The organism is Nocardioides gansuensis (assembly GCF_003076135.1).
Lineage (GTDB): Bacteria > Actinomycetota > Actinomycetes > Propionibacteriales > Nocardioidaceae > Nocardioides > Nocardioides gansuensis.
The window spans coordinates 20825-37120 of sequence record NZ_QDGZ01000009.1; the positions used below are offsets into that span (position 1 = coordinate 20825).

The 16296-nt window shown below is 67.2% G+C and carries 17 protein-coding genes; 2 read left to right on the forward strand and 15 right to left on the reverse strand.

Going from position 1 to position 16296, the window contains the following annotated elements:
* Positions 1–16: 16 nt before the first annotated feature.
* The 14 genes from DDE18_RS18640 to DDE18_RS18705 all read right to left on the reverse strand — a co-directional run bounded on the left by DDE18_RS18640 (position 17) and on the right by DDE18_RS18705 (position 11928).
* A complete protein-coding gene (locus DDE18_RS18640) occupies positions 17–1783 on the reverse strand; it encodes an acyl-CoA dehydrogenase family protein (RefSeq protein ID WP_245916869.1) in 1767 nt (588 codons plus the stop codon).
* Between the two features lie 88 nt (positions 1784–1871).
* A complete protein-coding gene (locus DDE18_RS24100; RefSeq protein ID WP_281258407.1) occupies positions 1872–2006 on the reverse strand; it encodes a hypothetical protein in 135 nt (44 codons plus the stop codon).
* Positions 2006–2458 (reverse strand): MaoC family dehydratase, encoded by a 453-nt coding sequence (locus DDE18_RS18650; protein WP_116573792.1) that lies wholly within the window; start codon positions 2456–2458, stop codon positions 2006–2008. The genes DDE18_RS24100 and DDE18_RS18650 overlap by 1 nt, the downstream gene beginning before the upstream one ends.
* Complete coding sequence (gene fabG / locus DDE18_RS18655) at positions 2455–3216, reverse strand: 3-oxoacyl-ACP reductase FabG (RefSeq protein WP_116573793.1); 762 nt, start codon at positions 3214–3216, stop codon at positions 2455–2457. Before fabG ends, DDE18_RS18650 begins: the two co-directional genes overlap by 4 nt.
* A complete protein-coding gene (locus tag DDE18_RS18660) occupies positions 3213–3872 on the reverse strand; it encodes an HAD family hydrolase (RefSeq protein ID WP_116573794.1) in 660 nt (219 codons plus the stop codon). Before DDE18_RS18660 ends, fabG begins: the two co-directional genes overlap by 4 nt.
* Before the next feature lie 4 nt (positions 3873–3876).
* The gene (locus DDE18_RS18665; RefSeq protein ID WP_116573795.1) at positions 3877–4635 is read right to left on the reverse strand and encodes an SDR family oxidoreductase; all 759 of its coding nucleotides are present in this window, start codon (positions 4633–4635) and stop codon (positions 3877–3879) included.
* An 11-nt stretch (positions 4636–4646) separates the two neighbouring features.
* On the reverse strand, positions 4647–5864 hold the full coding sequence (locus DDE18_RS18670; protein WP_116573796.1) for an acetyl-CoA C-acetyltransferase: 1218 nt from the start codon (positions 5862–5864) through the stop codon (positions 4647–4649).
* 122 nt (positions 5865–5986) lie between these two features.
* Positions 5987–6997 (reverse strand): NADP-dependent oxidoreductase, encoded by a 1011-nt coding sequence (locus DDE18_RS18675; protein WP_116573797.1) that lies wholly within the window; start codon positions 6995–6997, stop codon positions 5987–5989.
* The gene (locus tag DDE18_RS18680; RefSeq protein ID WP_116573798.1) at positions 6994–7422 is read right to left on the reverse strand and encodes a nuclear transport factor 2 family protein; all 429 of its coding nucleotides are present in this window, start codon (positions 7420–7422) and stop codon (positions 6994–6996) included. The genes DDE18_RS18675 and DDE18_RS18680 overlap by 4 nt, the downstream gene beginning before the upstream one ends.
* A 33-nt stretch (positions 7423–7455) precedes the next feature.
* The gene (locus DDE18_RS18685; protein ID WP_116573799.1) at positions 7456–8370 is read right to left on the reverse strand and encodes an alpha/beta hydrolase; all 915 of its coding nucleotides are present in this window, start codon (positions 8368–8370) and stop codon (positions 7456–7458) included.
* A gap of 100 nt (positions 8371–8470) precedes the next feature.
* Positions 8471–8962: a tautomerase family protein gene (locus DDE18_RS18690; protein WP_116573800.1), complete on the reverse strand. Its 492-nt coding sequence runs from the start codon at positions 8960–8962 to the stop codon at positions 8471–8473.
* Positions 8963–9217: 255 nt separating this feature from the next.
* Positions 9218–10102, reverse strand: a complete 885-nt coding sequence (locus tag DDE18_RS18695) for a crotonase/enoyl-CoA hydratase family protein (protein WP_116573801.1) — start codon at positions 10100–10102, stop codon at positions 9218–9220.
* Between the two features lie 81 nt (positions 10103–10183).
* Positions 10184–10876, reverse strand: coding sequence for a VOC family protein (locus DDE18_RS18700; protein ID WP_116573802.1), 693 nt, complete (start codon positions 10874–10876; stop codon positions 10184–10186).
* Between the two features lie 143 nt (positions 10877–11019).
* On the reverse strand, positions 11020–11928 hold the full coding sequence (locus DDE18_RS18705) for an MBL fold metallo-hydrolase (protein ID WP_211754634.1): 909 nt from the start codon (positions 11926–11928) through the stop codon (positions 11020–11022).
* Between the two features lie 467 nt (positions 11929–12395).
* On the opposite strand from DDE18_RS18705, the gene DDE18_RS18710 reads away from it, so the two are divergent.
* Both DDE18_RS18710 and DDE18_RS18715 read left to right on the forward strand, forming a co-directional pair.
* Positions 12396–14366, forward strand: a complete 1971-nt coding sequence (locus DDE18_RS18710; protein WP_165821235.1) for an MFS transporter — start codon at positions 12396–12398, stop codon at positions 14364–14366.
* 114 nt (positions 14367–14480) lie between these two features.
* A complete protein-coding gene (locus DDE18_RS18715) occupies positions 14481–15497 on the forward strand; it encodes an NAD(P)H-dependent flavin oxidoreductase (RefSeq protein ID WP_116573805.1) in 1017 nt (338 codons plus the stop codon).
* Positions 15498–15539: 42 nt separating this feature from the next.
* Here the strand turns inward: DDE18_RS18715 and DDE18_RS18720 are convergent, their stop codons facing one another.
* Positions 15540–16145 carry a TetR/AcrR family transcriptional regulator gene (locus DDE18_RS18720; RefSeq protein WP_245916870.1) on the reverse strand — a complete coding sequence of 202 codons (606 nt, stop codon included), beginning with the start codon at positions 16143–16145 and terminating at the stop codon, positions 15540–15542.
* Between the last annotated feature and the right edge of the window lie 151 nt (positions 16146–16296).

The window sequence follows — 16296 nt, forward strand, 5'->3', positions numbered from 1 at the left end:
TCGTGGTCGACTCGCGTCACAAGCTGTCCGGGTTCACATCGCGACACAGCGCTTCTCGTCGCGCTACTACGCCGAGCCAGGCGCCGATGCGGGGCAGCTCGTAGGCGAAGAAGTACTTCATCGCCGCGATACGTCCCGGCGCCTCACTGTGGTCACTGTGCGTCGCAGCCACGGCGAGGTCGAGGTGGATCCAGGCAGCCACGACGTGTCCGAATCCCTGGAGGTACGGAGTGGCGTTGACGAGCGCCTCTGCCGGGTCGCCGGTTGACCACGCTTGCACGGTGGTGACCAGCAACTCGTCCCAGGCGCCGGAAAGCGCATCCGCCTCTGCGCGCAGGCCGATCCGCTTCGCTGCGTCGATCGTGCCGCGGACCTCGACCCCCAGCGCGCCGAGATGTGCACCCGCATCCATACGCACCTTGCGACCCAGGAGGTCTAGCGCCTGGATGCCGTGGGTGCCTTCGTGGATCATGTTCAGTCGCTGATCACGCCAGTACATCTCCACCGGCCAGTCTCGCGTGTAGCCGGCACCACCGAGCACCTGGATTGCGAGACTGTTCGCCTCCAGACACCATTCGCTCGGCCAGCTCTTCACGATCGGGGTCAGGATCTCGAGCAGCACGGAGGCCCGCTCTGCCTCGGCGGGCGACCCGGTCGACTGGTCGTCGAGCAGCCGCGCCGCGTAGAGGGCCAACGCGGTGCCACCCTCGGCGTACGCCTTCTGCGCGAGCAGCATGCGCTTGACGTCGGCGTGCTCGATGATCGGGACCTGTGGTTGCGACGAGTCCTTGCCTGTCGCTGCGCGGGGTCGGCCCTGGCGACGGTCCTTGGCGTAATCGAGGGCCGTCGCAAAACCCGCCATACCGAGCGAGGACGCGGCTACTCCGATCTCGATGCGCGCGGCGTTCATCATGTGGAACATCTGGCGCAGACCATCGCCGGGGCTGCCCACCAGGTAGCCGATGGCGCCCCTGCTTCCGCGAGGGGTGTGCGTGCCGTCCCCGAAGGTGAGTGCCGCGTTGGGAGTCCCTCGATGGCCGAGCTTGTGGTTGAGGCTGACCAGCGTGACGTCATTGCGTTCGAGCAGGCGGGACTCCTCGTCCACCAACACCTTGGGAACGATGAAGAGCGAGATGCCCTTGGTGCTGGGATCGACCGTTCCGTCCTCATGGGGGATCTTCGCCAGCACCAGATGGATGATGTTCTCGGTCAGGTCGTACTCGCCCCCTGAGATCCACATCTTGTTGCCGGTGATCCGGTAGCGCGGGCCGAGAGGATCGGACTCGTGGCCCGCGCCGTCTGGCACAGCGCTCGTCGTGATGTCGGCGAGGGAGGACCCTGCCTGCGACTCGGAGAGGCACATCGTGCCTGTCCAGCGGAACGCCAGCTCCGGCACGGCGAACACTCGCTTCTGCGTCTCTGTGCCGTGCTCCACCAGCAACGAGGCGTTGGCGTCGGTCAGCATCGCAGGTACGAGGTTGTGCCCTGAAGCGGCGAATATGATCCTGGATGCCAGATCGACCGCTCGCGGCAGGTGCATGCCGCCGAACTCGACGTCGTGACTGGCCGCGAGGATGCCCAGGTCCCGGTAGGCCTCGAACGCCAGATGGGACTCCTTCGGGGTCACCACCTCTCCGTCTGCCATGTATGGCTCCTGCTCGTCGCTGAGGCGGTACGCAGGCTCGAACTTGTTCGCGGCGACCTCGGAAGCGGCGTTGAGAAGCTCGTCGAAAGTCTCACGACTGTGCTCCTCGAACCGGTTCCGGCTGGTGAGCTCCTCCACCTTCAGCCAGTCGTGCAGCATGAAGTCCAGGACCGGCAGCAACTTGCGCTGGAGGACCGTCTTGCCGGTGGTCATGCCTTGGTTTCCATCAGTCGTTCTCCTTCAGTGCCTGGAGGGCGAGCAGGCTCGCCCGCAGCTGACTGCCCGCACCCGGAATCTCAGCTGCGAACCACGCGCCGAGGACGTCGAGGTCGAGGCCCGGGGGCGCGTCGGCGTTGGTCATCACGCCATCACGACAGCGAGCATGTCGACCACGCAGGCCGGCTTCTCGCCGCCGTCCCGCTCGATCGTCACCCTCAGCGCGACTTGGTGACCCAGCGCGATCGGCGTGACGGAGCTCAGCTCCACGCCTGCCCGGACGCGCGAGCCGACCGGCACGGGTGAGGGGAAGCGCAGCTTGTCGGCCCCGTAGTTGACGATCATCTTGACGCCCTCGATCTTGTAGACCTGCCAGGTGAGAATCGGCAGGAGGCTGAGCGTGAGGAAGCCGTGCGCGACGGTCGATCCGAACGGCCCCTCGGCCGCCTTCGCCGGGTCGACGTGGATCCACTGGTTGTCCCCGGTCGCTGCCGCGAAGGCGTCGATCTGGTCCTGGTCGACCGTGTGCCACTCGGAGTGACCAAGGTGCGTGCCGACGGCCCTCTCTAGCTCGGCGACGCCGGCGAAGACCCTCATGCCTTCGGGCCGCCCGCGACGTAGAGCACCTGACCCGACACGAAGCCGGCGCCCTCGCTGGCGAAGAACGACACCGCGTGTGCGATGTCCTCCGGGAGGCCGCCGCGCCCCACCGGGATGTCGTTGACCACGGCGGACCGGAAGTCGTCGAACGACACCCCCATCCGCTCGGCGGTGGCCATGGTCATCTCCGTCTCGATGAACCCCGGAGCGATGGCGTTGGCGGTCACGCCGTACTTGCCCAGCTCGATCGCCAGAGTCTTGGTGAAGCCCTGGATTCCGGCCTTCGCCGTGGAGTAGTTGGCCTGGCCGCGGTTGCCGAGGGCGGAGGTGCTCGACAGGTTGACGATGCGACCCCATGTCGCCTTTGTCATGTAGGCCTGGACGGCCCGTGTCATCAGGAAGGCACCGCGCAGGTGGACGTTCATCACTGCGTCCCACTCGGCCGCGCTCATCCTGAAGACCAGGTTGTCGCGGATGATGCCGGCGTTGTTGACGAGGACAGTCGGCTCACCCAGCTCGTTGGCGACCCTCTCGACCGCGGCCTTGACAGCCTCCTCATCGGCTACATCGGCGCCGACGGCGAGCGCCCGGCCGCCGGCGGCCTCGATCTCCGCCACGACGGTCTTGCAGGCGGTCTCGTCCAGGTCGAGGACGGCGACGGCGAAGCCGTCAGCGGCGAGGCGCTGCGCGACGCCGGCGCCGATGCCTCGGGCTGCTCCGGTCACGATGGCGGTGCGGTTCGCGGTGGTGGTCATGCGGAAACTCCTGTGGGGTGAGAGTTGAGGTCCGGCACCAGCTCGGCCAGGACTGCTCGGGTCGTGCGGGGATCGATGTGGAGAAGGGCCTGCAGACCGACGGCCCGCGCACCCAGCACGTTCACCTCGGCGTCGTCGATGAAGAGCACTCGGCCGGCTGGGACGCCGAGCTTGTCGACCGCCAGCTCGTAGATGGCGGGCTGCGGCTTCCGCAGCCCGACCTCGCCCGAGATGACGACCGGATCGAGCAGCGCGTCGATCCGCGCGCGCGGATAGGTGTTGCCCCAGCTGTTGGAGAGGAGGCCCACCTTCAGTCCGGTTGCCCTCAACTCTTCGGCGAGGGCGAACATCGCTGGGTCCGGCTGCATTCCCGCGAAGAGCCGGCCCAGCATCCCGCCCGGCTCCAGTGCACGCCCGTCGGTGGTCCGCAGCTCGGCGGCGAGCAAGCTCTCGAAGTCAGCGACCGACAGCTCGCCGGTCTCCAGCTGGTGCACCGGTGTGCCGTCCTCGGCGTTGCGGGACAGCCACGCCCGCAACGTGCGCGAGAACGACTCGGGCTCGATCGCGTCTGCAGCCAGCCAGTCGGAGATCGAGTGCTTCACCGGTCCGGTGAGCACGCCGCCGTAGTCGAAGAGGACCGCATCGATTCCCCGCACCCGTTCACTCCGCCGCGGCTTGGAGGCTGAGGCCACCGTCAACGACGACGGTCTGCCCGGTGAGCCACGCCGCGTCGTCCGAGAGCAGGAACGCGACAACACCGCCGATGTCCTCCGGCACGCCGAGCCGCTTGAGGGGGTACGCCGCGGTGACCGCGTCCTCACGACCCTCGTACAGCTTGGCGGCGAACCGCGTCTTGACCACCCCCGGAGCAACGCCGTTCACCCGGATGTCCGGGCCGAGCTCGACTGCCATCAGCTCGGTGAGCGAGTTCAGCATCGCCTTGCTGGCGCCGTAGAACCCGATGCCTGGGTCTATACGAACGCTGGAGAGAGATGAGACGTTGACGATCGCGCCGCCGTGCTCCTTCATCCATGTCCGGTGAACTTGCTGGACCCATGAGACCGCCGCGATGCAGTTGACCTCGACGATCTTCCGAGCAGCTGTCAGCTCGAGGTCGACGAGCGGCCCGAAGACGGGGTTGATCCCCGTGTTGTTGACTAAGAGATCGATACTGCCGAAGGTCTCCATCGCCTGCCGTATCGCGTGGGCCTGGTGCTCCACGTCGTCGGCGCGGCCAGCGACGGCGAGTGCCCTGTCCGGACCGCCCAAGTGGGAGACCGCCTCGTCGAGCGCCTCCTTCTTGCGCGCAGTGATGACCACGCGGGCGCCATCGGCCACCAGCCGCTCGGCGATGGCCAGCCCGATACCCCGACTCGCCCCCGTGACGATCGCGGTCTTGCCCTCAAAACGCTTGCTCATGTTGGTGCCTCTCAGTTCAGTCGCTCGATGACCATGGCCATGCCCATGCCGCCGCCGACGCACATCGACTCGACGCCGAACTGCTTGTCGTGCCACTGCAGTGAGTTGATGAGCGTGGCGGTGATGCGGGCCCCAGTCATGCCGAACGGGTGGCCGACGGCGATCGCGCCGCCATTGACGTTGAGCTTGTCCAGCGGGATGCCGAGTTGTTGTGCAGAGCCCAGCGACTGGACAGCGAACGCCTCGTTGATCTCAAAGAGGTCGATGTCGGCCACGCCCATACCCACGTTGCGCAGCGCAGCCGGGATCGCCTCGACCGGCCCGAGGCCCATGATCTCCGGGGAGAGGGCGGTGACCGCCGTGGAGACGATCCGCGCCAACGGCGTGAGGCCCAGCTCCTTGGCCTTCACGTCACTCATGACGACCAGCGCGGCGGCGCCGTCGTTGAGCGGGCAGGCGTTGCCGGCCGTCACCGTGCCGTCGGGGCGGAAGACCGGCTTGAGCTGGCTGATGCCCTCGATCGTCGTGCCGGGGCGCGGGCCGTCGTCGGCGCTCACCACGGTGCCGTCGGGCAGCGTGACAGGGATGATCTCGCGGGCCCAGAACCCCTCCTCGATCCGCTGGCAGGCCAGGTTCTGACTGCGGACGCTGAACTCGTCCTGCTCCTGGCGCGACATGCCGAGGACCTGAGCGACGTTCTCCGCCGTGTGACCCATCGCGATGTACACGTCGGGCAGGTCCCCCGTGGTCCGCGGGTCGACCCAGGCCTCGGCACCGCCGCCCGCGCGTTTGTCGGTGAGTGCCTGCGCGTCGGCGAAGACCGGGTTCTGCGCCGCGGGGTCGTCCGCCCAGCCGTTGCCGAACCGACTCACCGTCTCGACGCCGGCCGAGATGTAGGCGTGACCCTCGCCTGCCTTGATCGCGTGGAAAGCCATCCGCGTGGTCTGCAAGCTGCTCGAGCAGTAGCGGTTGACCGTGACGCCGGGCAGGTGGTCCATCCCACTCAGTACGGCGACCGCACGGCCCAGGTTGTTGCCCGACTCGCCCGCTGGCTGACCGACGCCCAGAACCAGGTCGACCACCTCGGTCGGGTCTAGCTCGGGCACCTTGGCCAGGGCCGCCCGGACCATTTGGACGGCGAGGTCGTCGGGCCGCATGTCCTTCAGCGAGCCCTTGACGGCGCGCCCTATGGGCGAGCGGGCGGTGGAGACGATCACGGCTTCGGGCATCAGCTACGGCCTTCCTTGATGACTAAGCGCTTGCTTACTTGTAGTGTCGAGCACTTTTGGCCGCTCGTCAATCGCTGCGCGGCCGGGAGTATGTGACCCTGCCCACCTCGAGCGGAGCGACGTCAGGACGGGTCGGCGACGTGGATCATGCGCTTGCCGACATTGGTCCCGTTGAGCACCCCGATGAGGCCCTCGGGCGTCTTCTCGAGGCCTTCGAGGATGTCCTCGGTCACCGCCAGGGAGCCTTCGTCCAGCCAACCCTCGAGCGCCTGGAGTGCTTCGTCATTGCGGTCCGCGAAGTCGGTGTAGAGGAAGCCCTGCATCGTGAGGCTCTTGACGACCAGAACTCCGGGGACTCCGCGTGCTCCGCGTGAAGGGTTGGTCGTGTCGTACTGGGACACGACGCCGCAGCAGACGATGCGACCGCGGTGGGCCATGACGCCAAGTGCCGTGTCCAGCGTCGTACCGCCCACGTTGTCGAAGAAGACGTCGATGCCATCAGGGCAGGCCGCCTTGAGAGACTTGCGAAAGTCGTCGTCGCGGTAGCTGACCGCTGCATCGAACCCGAGCTCGGACGTGAGCCACTTCTGTTTCTCCGCGCTGCCACAGATCCCGACGACGCGACATCCGTGCAGCTTGGCGATCTGACCGACCAGCGCGCCCGTGGCACCGGCGGCCCCCGAGACCACGACGGTCTCCCCGGCCTTGGCCCGGCCGACCTCGAGCAGACCGAAGTAGGCGGTCAGGCCCGTGATGCCCAGAACGCTCAGGTAATAGGAGAGCTTCCTGGTGGGACGGAGCGGGTTCAGCTCGCCGGACTCGACGACCGCCGACTCCTGCCAGCCGAGGTGGCCGGTGACGATGTCACCGACCGCGAAGTCCTCGCTGCGGCTCTCCACCACCTGACCGATGGCGAAGGCGGGCATCGTGTCGCCCACCTGGATCGCGCTGCGGTAGGTGGCGCCCTGGAACCAGGCGCGCTGAGCGGCGTCGATTGAGATCCACAGGACGCGGCACCGGACCTGGCCGTCGGCCAGGTCTGGCAGAGGCACGGTCTCCAGCTCGAAGTGCGACGTCTCCAAGTGTTCGGTGGGCATCGCCGACACGCGCCACCGCCTGTTGTGCTCGCTCACGTGATGGTCACCCCCGGGATGGCCGGCAGGAAGCGTCGCAGACCGTCGTACTGCATGACATTGAGGGTGTCGAGGTACTCGTTGACCGCGACGATCTTGCCTTCGCTGCCCCGCACGATGAGCACGTACTCGTTGTCGTAGCCCTCGCCGGTCGCTCCCACGGTCGAACGCACCCGGATGCGGGCAATGCTCCTGCCACCCTCGGCGTCGAACTCTTCGTGGATGTCAACGTGAGTGCCGGCCGACTTGTCGTAGGCCGCCAGGGAGATCTTGTTGAACGCGACCACAGCCTCCTTGCCCTCATGGGTCCCGCCGATACGGCCCAGCGACGTCGGCAGCGTCCAGCTGATGTCATCGGCGTACAACTGTTGCATCGCCTCGACATCGCCCAGCGCGCGCGCCAGGTCTCCTGCAAGCGTGGTCATGTAGTGACTTCTCCTCGTGGAAGTTGTTGGAACTCAGACAGACGCGGGGACCTTGGCGGCCAGGTGCTCGAGGAAGAACTCGAGTGCCGCGCCCGACGAGACCTTGAAGCCCTCACCTGTGTAGGCGTCGAAGTGGCCGCCCGGCATCCAGACGAGCCTCTTCGGCTCCGCCGCGGTGTCGAAGGCCTCCTTGGCCCACTCGCTCGGGGTCACGACGTTGTCGTCCTCGGCGAGCACCATGAGGAGCGGGGTCGGAGCGACGAACTTGAGGAACTCGCCTGCCTCGTAGCCCAGCTCCGTCGACCGCAGCGTCACCTCGTTGCGCCATGCGGTCCCCTCGTAGGCGGAGAAGAACTCGTAGGCATCAGGCGTCGGCATGACAGCGGGCACCGTCGGGTCTGCGGTGACGACCGAGATCATGGCGGGCGCATCCCCTCGCGCTCTCGCCAGGCGATCAGCCGCTTGCCCGTCCCACGCCATCTGCCAGTACTCCTTCGGGACGTTCGTTTCGAAGGTTCGCCGCCCGGCGACGGCCGGGACCTGGCCGCACACGGCCTTGACGCGCCTGTCGATGGCTGCGACCACGAACGCGTTGCCACCTGCGTAGCTGGAACCCCACACCCCGATCCGCGACGCGTCCACGTCGGCCCGGCCCTGCGCGTAGGTGATGGCGTGCTGCGTGTCGTGGACCTGGTCCCAGGGGTCGATCTCCTGGCGCGGCTTGCCCGGAGCCGTGTCCGAGGCGCCGAAACCACGGTGGTCGTAGACCACGCAGGCGAAACCGGCGGCGGTGAACGCGTCGGCGAAGGGCTCGAGACCCATCTCCTTGGTGCATGAGAACCCGTGCGTCAAGATGATGCACGGCAGCTCCCCGGACGCGTCGTCAGGCCGGTAGAACCAGCCCCGCAGCGTCACGCCTTCAGCGTCGAACTCTATGTCTTCGCGCATGGACTTCTCCCTTGCGAATGAACGTCTTGTGGGATGTTTGGCAGGTTGAACGGGGTGCGTGCCGCGCCGCGGCACGCACCCCGGCTCGTGGGTGCGACCGTCAGGCGGTCAGGTAGGGCCCGTACGCCGAGGCCTTGTTCTCCTTGCCCCACAGCTCCTCGTCGGCGGACCACGGCTCCGGCGGGACCATGAAGTCGATCCGCCAGGTCTCGAACGGCGCGGGCTCGGCGTGGAACTCCACCTCGTAGCCCCGATCGGCGAGGTAGGGCTTGAGGACCTCCTCCATCTTCTCGAAGTACCGCCGGAGGCTCTCCTCCTCGCTGGTGCCGGCCTTGGCTGCGGCCGTGGCGACCGTGCGGGCGATGTGGACGACCTCGATCTGCACAAACTGGCTGCGCGACTCGCCGCCGACGTAGTAGTCGTCCGCCTTGACTTCGTGGAAGAGCACCGAGGTGTAGAACCTGGGCAGGACGAAGCCCAGGTTCTCCTGCGTGAAGTCGGACGAGTAGATGTCGGTGATCTTCCTGGCCATGTCGGCCTTCTCTTCACGCGTGTAGGCGTTCTCCGGGGTGTACAGCTGCCACAGCGGCATGGGAGTGCTCCTTCTTCATGGATAAGGGGTGAGTGCTGAACGGCGAGCCGGCGGCACGCCTCTGACAACCCGCCTTGAGTCACTCGTCCCACGCGTGGCGTTGGACCCTCATGTTTCAAGCGCGGAAGGTGGGACGGGTAGCTGTGTTGTCGATCACAACCAACTTAGGAGCACTGCGCGGGTGCGACCTAGGTCGAACCTGCCTAACACCGGTACAGAAACGACACGAACGTGGTCCCGGGTCCGGCTCCGCCGTCAGGGACGCTCGCCCGTCACCCAGTCGTCGTAGAAGTCAGGCATGGCTGACGCCCGTCCTCGGAACTCAGGCTTCCGCTTCTCGAGGAAGGCCGCCACGCCCTCCTTGCCATCACCGATGCTGGTCCAGAACATGGCGAGCGAGTCAACCCGGTGAGCGTCGCTCGGCTGGTCGAGGCTGCCGTTCCTTCGCACCATCTGGCGGGTTAGTGCCACGGCGACCGGAGAGCGATCTCGCGTCCACGAGTCGGCGACCCTCACCGCTTGGGTCAGCAGGTCCTCTTCGGGGTGGACCTCGTCGACCAGGCCCACCGCACGAGCAGCCTCGGCATCGAGGATGTCGGCACTCAGGACCAGGTCGATGGCCGCAGAGGGTCCCACGAGCCGGGGCAGGAACCAGGTGGAGCACGCCTCCGGCACGATTCCGATCCGTCCGAAGACGAGCCCGATGCGCGCAGACGTCGACATCAGCCGACGGTCCATCGCGAGGGTCATGGTGGCGCCGATGCCCACCGCTGGGCCGTTCAGGGCGGCGATGACCGGCTTGCGACAGTCGTGGATCGCAAGCGTGCACCGCCCGCCGGCGTCACGGACGCCGGCGATGGCGGGATCGTCGAGGTCGGTCATGTCCTGCAGACCCGGCGTCAGCTCCTCGTCCAGACCGAACACGTTGCCTTCACTGCTGAGGTCCATGCCGGCGCAGAAGGCGCGCCCCGCTCCGGTCACGATGACCGCGCGGACGGAGTCGTCGTCGTTGACAGCGCGGAACGAGTGCTCGAGCTCGTCGGCCATCGTGACGGTGAACGCGTTGAGCTGCTCGGGTCGGTTCAGGGTGATCGTCAGGATCCCGTCACTGATGTCGTGCTGGATCGTCTCGAAATCCATGGGATTCCTCCGGGTGCGATGGTGTGGGATCCGCGCGGTCCTGCTCACGTCGAGAAGTGCCCGGCGGGGAGTCGCTCGAGCTCAGACCCGGACGAAGTCGACGCCGCCGATCGTGACGTCGGCCTCCAGGCCGGCGACGTGGAAGGCATCGATGTTGTCGCGTTCGCCTGCGACGAAGCGCACCTCGCCGCCGTCCAGAGCGATCCGCTCACCGTCGGCGTCGGTGCCGAGAGCCGCGGCCCACGTCCGTGCCAGCTGCCCCGGGTCCCGTGCCGTCACGGTGGCGCCGGTGACGCGACCCGGACCAGTGACCGGAGGTGCTTCTGCGATCCACCCCGGTCCGGCCCAGCGCCATGACTCGGGGTGCTTCATCGTGTCGATGGCGACGATCGCGCCCGGCACGTCCTTGGGGTGGAGGTGGATGTCGGTGTCGCCCTCCACCTCGTTGTCGAAGATCTTGCGTAGACCGAGACGCTCGATGCGCCCGCGAGCGGCCGCGATGTCGTCGACCTGGAACATGGCCATGTAGCCGCCGTCACCGCCGAGACGGTCGAGGTGGCGGCCAGCCGCCGTGCTGTCCTCCACCGGCGAGATGACCTCCACGAAGGTGTCCCCGAGCGCCAGGACGGCGTTGTGGAGACCGAACTGGGCGACCTCCGGGTCGCGGAACGGCTCTCCGAGCGGGAGCTTCGCCCGAAGCTCGTCCACCACCTCGTCGAGATGGTGAGCGACGATGGTGACTTGACGTAGTCGGAGCATCTGCGTGGGGGTCATGTCCGAGACGATAGTGATCGCCGTCTGCCGTCGGATCGTCGAAAAATGCCGAGAACAGGTACAACCTCGCCAACGTCTGCGCCCGACGACCGATCGTCATGCCAGTTCCGTGGATGACGTCGCCGGTCGTCAGACACCTTCGTTCAGCTCGTGACCGGCACGTCGTCCGACGCCGTCGCGCCGGTCTCGCGGAACTGGAACACGCTCCCGGCGGAGAACTGCAGACTCCAAAGGTTGCCGTGATGCGGGTACTTCGCCGTCATGATGGCCACCAGGTCCTCTGCGTTCTTTGCGACCTCGTAGGCAGCCGCGAAGTCCTGGATGTAGGCGCGGGTCTGCGCGATCATGGTCTGCACGGCGTGGTCGTCGCCGTCGGGTCGTCGGTGCCCAGCCACGATCATCCGGGGGTTGAGGCTCTCGACGAGTGCGACCGTCTCGAGCCAGTTCGACCATTCCTCGGGCGTGGAGAGACCGAGCATCGGGTAGATCTCGTTGTAGACGGAGTCACCGGCCACCACCACGCCGGCTTCGGGCACGTGGACGATGGAGGTGGGGTGGATGTCGGCCTGCTTCACCTCGATGATCTCGACGGGCGAGCCGTCGACGAACAGGGTGCGGCCCTCCATCGGCTCGGGAAGCGGTCCGGGAATCACGTAGGTGTCGCCGAAGAGCGCCTCCCACTGCTGGTTGTGGAGCTCCATGCCCTCCCTCATGGCCTCGACCACGTGCGGCATCGCCACGCACCTGGCGCTCGGGAAGCGCTCGAGGAGGGGTCCCAGGCCCGCGTAGTGGTCGGCGTGCGCGTGGGTGATGTAGATGGTCGTCAACGTCTTGCCGGTGCGCTCGATCAGGTCACCGAGGTCCTGGACGTCCGCCTTGAGGTACATCGCGTCGATGAGCACCGCCTCGGTCGGCCCGCTGATCAGCGTCGCGGTGGTCGGAGGGAAGGTGGCGTCGGGGATGTCGGGCCACGGGATCTTCGGCCACCGACCGACAAAGGCCGTGGCGCGGATCACCGGAGCCGGCGCGTGCGATCGGTTGTCAAGGTCCACGGGTATCTCCTGAAGATCGGTGGTGAGCCGCACACGTGGGATGTGCTGCCGGTCACACCCAACGTACGAAAGCGTGAGGCCCGCGACGTAGGTGGAACATGCCCGACACCGGTACAGAACTGACACGTACCGGGCTGGCGTCCCCGAAGACCTTGACTGCGCGACACCGCCCGTTGTAAACCTGAGCCTGGCTTCAACATCAGGTTGCATGTGGCCAGCATCCCGAAGGCCCCGCCGGGTTCATCGACAGATTTCGGAACCTTGCCGTCGCGAGCTCCGCCTCGTGGTCGAGCTCTCGAGGAACCTACTGGAGAGGTCCCACCATGTCCGGGCGAAAGCGCGAGCGCATCCAGGCTGCACGGTCGTCGCCGACGAAGCCGCGAACTCGTCGCTCGTGCTCATCATCCAGGCGACGCTCGGCGCCACTGGATGGCCGTGGTGGACGTCGTCCCGCCGCGGAGCTGGCCGTGCACGAGGAGCGTTCCAGCCGCTCCGGTGCGATCGTCTTGGTATTGGCCCTCTGTGGCACAGCGGTGTCCCTGATGCAGACGGTGGTCGTACCCCTCCTTCCGGACTTCCCACGGCTGCTGGGAACCAGTCCTGACAACGCCTCGTGGCTGGTGACCGTCACCCTCCTCACGAGCGCGGTCACGACGCCGATCATGTCCCGGCTTGCGGACATGCACGGCAAGCGGCGCATGATCCTGGTCTCGTTGGGCGCTCTTCTCTGCGGATCACTGCTGGGCGCGAGCAGTGACTCACTCGCGCTCCTCATCCTCGCCCGACTCCTCCAAGGATTCGCTCCAGCACTGATCCCCATCGGCATCTCGACGATGCGCGACGAGCTGCCTCCGGACAAGATCGGCGGTGCGGTCGCGCTGATGAGCGCAACGCTCGGCATCGGCGGCGCCGTAGGGCTGCCGCTCTCGGGTGTGATCTACGCAGCGTTCGGTTGGCACGCCGTCTTCTGGGCCAGCGTCGTCATGTCCGTCGGGATGCTCGTCCTGGTCCTCGCGGTGGTGCCCGAGTCGGGCGTGACCACACCCGGGCGCTTCGACTGGTGGGGGGCGATCCTCATCTCCACAGCCCTCACCTCCCTGCTGCTCGGCATCTCCAAGGGTGGAGCCTGGGGCTGGACGTCGCAGTGGACCTTGCTGTCCTTCACGGTGGCCGCGCTCGCCTTCGCGTTGTGGGCTCCTTGGGAGCTGCGCGCCGGTGAGCCGCTCGTGGACCTGCGCACGTCGGCACGCCGCCCGGTGCTCCTCACCAACATCGCGTCGCTGCTGGCCGGCTTCATCATGTTCAACTACCTCCTGGTCGCCACGCAGCAGCTCCAGCTTCCGGTGGAGACGGGGGTCGGCTCCGGCCTGGGGGTGACCGAGGCGGGACTGGTGATGCTGCCTGGAGGTGTGCTGATGGTCCTGATGGCGCCCGTGTCCGCCTCAGTCACGCGACGCTTCGGCGCCCGCATCACCCTGACCGCGGGCCTGTCCGTCGCGGGTGTCGGGTACGTGGTGCGCGTGCTCCTCGACGGTTCCGTCGCCGAACTCGTCATCGGCATCTCGATCGTCTCGGTGGGAGTCGCCATGAGCTTCGCGTCGATGCCTGTCCTCATCATGCAGTCCGTGCCCATCGGTGAGACGGCGGCGGCCAACGGGCTCAACACGGTGGTCCGCTCGATCGGCACGTCGTCGTGTTCGGCAACCGTCGCCGCGGTGTTGACGGCCGGCGCGATCACCGGCGGCACTCATCCCACTGAGACTGCCTTGCATGCCATGAGCTGGCTTGCTGCGGCCGCTGCCTTCATGGGCGCGGCCGTCGGGTTGCTCATCCCCGCGCGGACGCCGCCCGGCGCAGCCAGGACCGCCGGACGTGACGAGCGACTGCCGGTGACGCGTGGTGACGACGTGCGTCGGGCTCAGGTGGGTACGGAGGTCGTCGTGCGCGGTCGGGCCGAGTGTGCAGACGGCAGGCCAGCGCGGTTGGCGATCGTGTCGGTGCACAGCGCAGGCGGCCAGCAGGTGGACTGGGCGCGTGCCGACAACGTCGGCCGATGGTCGGTCGTGCTCCCGGCAGAGGGGGAGCACCTCGTCGTCTGCTCCGCGGAGGGTTGGGCTCCTCAGGCCGAGCTGCTCGAGCTCTCGTCCGACACCACCACCCTGCTGCAACTCGACGAGCAGCTCATGGTCGCCGGCGACGTGTCCCGCAGCGGTCGGCCGATCGAGGACGCCCTTGTCGTGCTCACGGACGCCGCCGGTGAGTCCATGGGAGCAACCCGGACGAACGCCGCGGGTCACTACGAGCTGCGGCTGCCCCCGCTGGGCCGATACGTCCTGACAGCCCTGGACCCGCCCACGCGGACAGCACAGTCTCGAGACGTCGTGATCAGCGCCCAACGACGCTGTTTCGACTTCGTGCTGTCCGAGCCGCCCGAGTAGGTCGCACGGGCTCGTACACTGGACGCCGCGCACCTGAATATGGTGTCATGTTCGGGTCACGCTGGGTAACCGCGCTGACTCGAATCTGCCGTCCCATGCAACGAAGAGGACCTGATGTTCCACACCCGCTTCACCGAGCAATTCGGCATCGAGCACCCCATCGTCTGCGGCGGCATGACCGGCCTGGGCACCGCGCCGCTCATCTCCGCTGTCGCTAACGCCGGCGCCCTGGGATTCCTCACGGCATTGACCCAGCCCACCCCCGAAGCCTTGGTCGAGGAGATCCGGAGGACGCGCGACCTGACCGACAAGCCGTTCGGGGTCAACCTCACCATCCTGCCGACGATCGACCCGGTTCCGTACGACGAGTACCGAGCCGCGATCGTCGAGGCCGGCATCAGGATCGTCGAGACCGCCGGCTCCAGCCCGGAGCCGCACCTACCGGACTTCCATGCAGCGGGCGTCAAGGTCATCCACAAGGCTACGTCCGTGCGCCATGCTCTCTCGGCTGAGCGCAAGGGCGTCGACGCCATCAGCATCGATGGCTTCGAGTGCGCCGGCCATCCGGGCGAGGACGACGTACCGGGCCTCGTGCTCATCCCGGCGGCCGTGCGGGTGCTCTCGATCCCTGTCATCGCCAGCGGCGGCATCGCCACGGGTCAAGGTCTCGCTGCCGCGCTGGCGCTCGGTGCCGACGCCGTCAACATGGGGACCCGCTTCATGGCGACCGATGAAGCACCCGTGCATCCGAACGTGAAGGCCCAGATCGTGGCCAACACCGAACGGGACACCGTCGTGGTGTTCCGTGAGTTCAAGAACAGTGCGCGCGTGGCGAAGAACTCCATCTCGGAGCAAGTCGCCGCGATCGGCAGCCGCCCGGGAGCCACCTTCGCCGATGTCGCGCCGCTTGCCTCGGGGGTCCGCGGGAGGGCGAAGGTGCTGGACCAGGGCGAGATGGACGACGGCATGTGGTGGGCAGGCCAGACCCAGGGACTCATCCACGAAGTGGACTCGGTGGACAACGTCGTCAGGACGATCATCAGTGACGCCGAGCGGGCGATCGCCCGTGTGTCGAGCCTTGTCGGCGGCGTCGAGCAGCGGCCACGTCTCAGGGTTCCCCCGTCGCGCTGAGCCGCCCCGACCTGCGTGCCCTTCGTCAGGCGCAGAGGGGTGTCACTTCTTGCGCATGGCGTCCCGCCCGGGGAGGTGGTGGTCGATGCGCAAGGCGTTGCACCACAACCGCGTCGCGGTGTAGACGAGCTCCTCGAAGTCGCCTCCATCGTTGAGCACGAACGTGGCGTACGCGAACCTGCTGATCATGCCGGAGAGCACGCGTGAGGCCATCACGGGATCGAGGTCGGGATCGGCGAGACCTCGCTCCTGCAGGTCCTTGATCGCACGGGCATTGCGTTCGACGAAGACCCACCCGCGGGCGCGCCGCAGCTCCCGGACTTGGGGATCGATGTTCGAGACCTGCTCCAGCAGCTGCATGAGCTTCGCATTGCGCCGGTAGCTCTCGAGATAGGCACGATTGCTCGCCTCGATGATCGCGGCCGGGTCGTCGACTCCATCGACGTGCTCCATCCCGGGGTGGAGCATCTCGTTCTTCGTTGCCTCCATGACGGCGGCGAAGATCTCCTCCTTGTCGTTGAAGTACGTGTAGAAGGTTCCGGTAGAGCAATTGGCTTCCGCGGTGATGTCGCTCAGCCGGGCATCGAGATAGCCGTCACGCTCGAAGATGACTCGCGCAGCGTCGACAAGGGCTTGGCGCGTGCGCACGCCTCGGCGCGTGACCGGTGGCCTGCGAGCAGTGTCTTCAGTCACGGAGTCTTTCCCCTTTACGCAGGTTGCCTGATCGCGAGGTGCAGCCCACGTCGTGCGGCGAACGCCGATGCCCGACGTGTCTTGTGGAGCCGCCTACGGTACTCGG

Excerpts from the sequence above, each read along its gene's own strand:
- DDE18_RS24100 (WP_281258407.1), bottom strand. The coding sequence starts at position 2,006 with ATGACCAACGCCGACGCGCCCCCGGGCCTCGACCTCGACGTCCTCGGC.
- DDE18_RS18650 (WP_116573792.1), bottom strand. The coding sequence starts at position 2,458 with ATGAGGGTCTTCGCCGGCGTCGCCGAGCTAGAGAGGGCCGTCGGCACG.
- fabG (WP_116573793.1), bottom strand. The coding sequence starts at position 3,216 with ATGACCACCACCGCGAACCGCACCGCCATCGTGACCGGAGCAGCCCGA.
- DDE18_RS18665 (WP_116573795.1), bottom strand. The coding sequence starts at position 4,635 with ATGAGCAAGCGTTTTGAGGGCAAGACCGCGATCGTCACGGGGGCGAGT.
- DDE18_RS18670 (WP_116573796.1), bottom strand. The coding sequence starts at position 5,864 with ATGCCCGAAGCCGTGATCGTCTCCACCGCCCGCTCGCCCATAGGGCGC.
- DDE18_RS18680 (WP_116573798.1), bottom strand. The coding sequence starts at position 7,422 with ATGACCACGCTTGCAGGAGACCTGGCGCGCGCGCTGGGCGATGTCGAG.
- DDE18_RS18685 (WP_116573799.1), bottom strand. The coding sequence starts at position 8,370 with ATGCGCGAAGACATAGAGTTCGACGCTGAAGGCGTGACGCTGCGGGGC.
- DDE18_RS18690 (WP_116573800.1), bottom strand. The coding sequence starts at position 8,962 with ATGCCGCTGTGGCAGCTGTACACCCCGGAGAACGCCTACACGCGTGAA.
- DDE18_RS18695 (WP_116573801.1), bottom strand. The coding sequence starts at position 10,102 with ATGGATTTCGAGACGATCCAGCACGACATCAGTGACGGGATCCTGACG.
- DDE18_RS18700 (WP_116573802.1), bottom strand. The coding sequence starts at position 10,876 with ATGACCCCCACGCAGATGCTCCGACTACGTCAAGTCACCATCGTCGCT.
- DDE18_RS18715 (WP_116573805.1), top strand. The coding sequence starts at position 14,481 with ATGTTCCACACCCGCTTCACCGAGCAATTCGGCATCGAGCACCCCATC.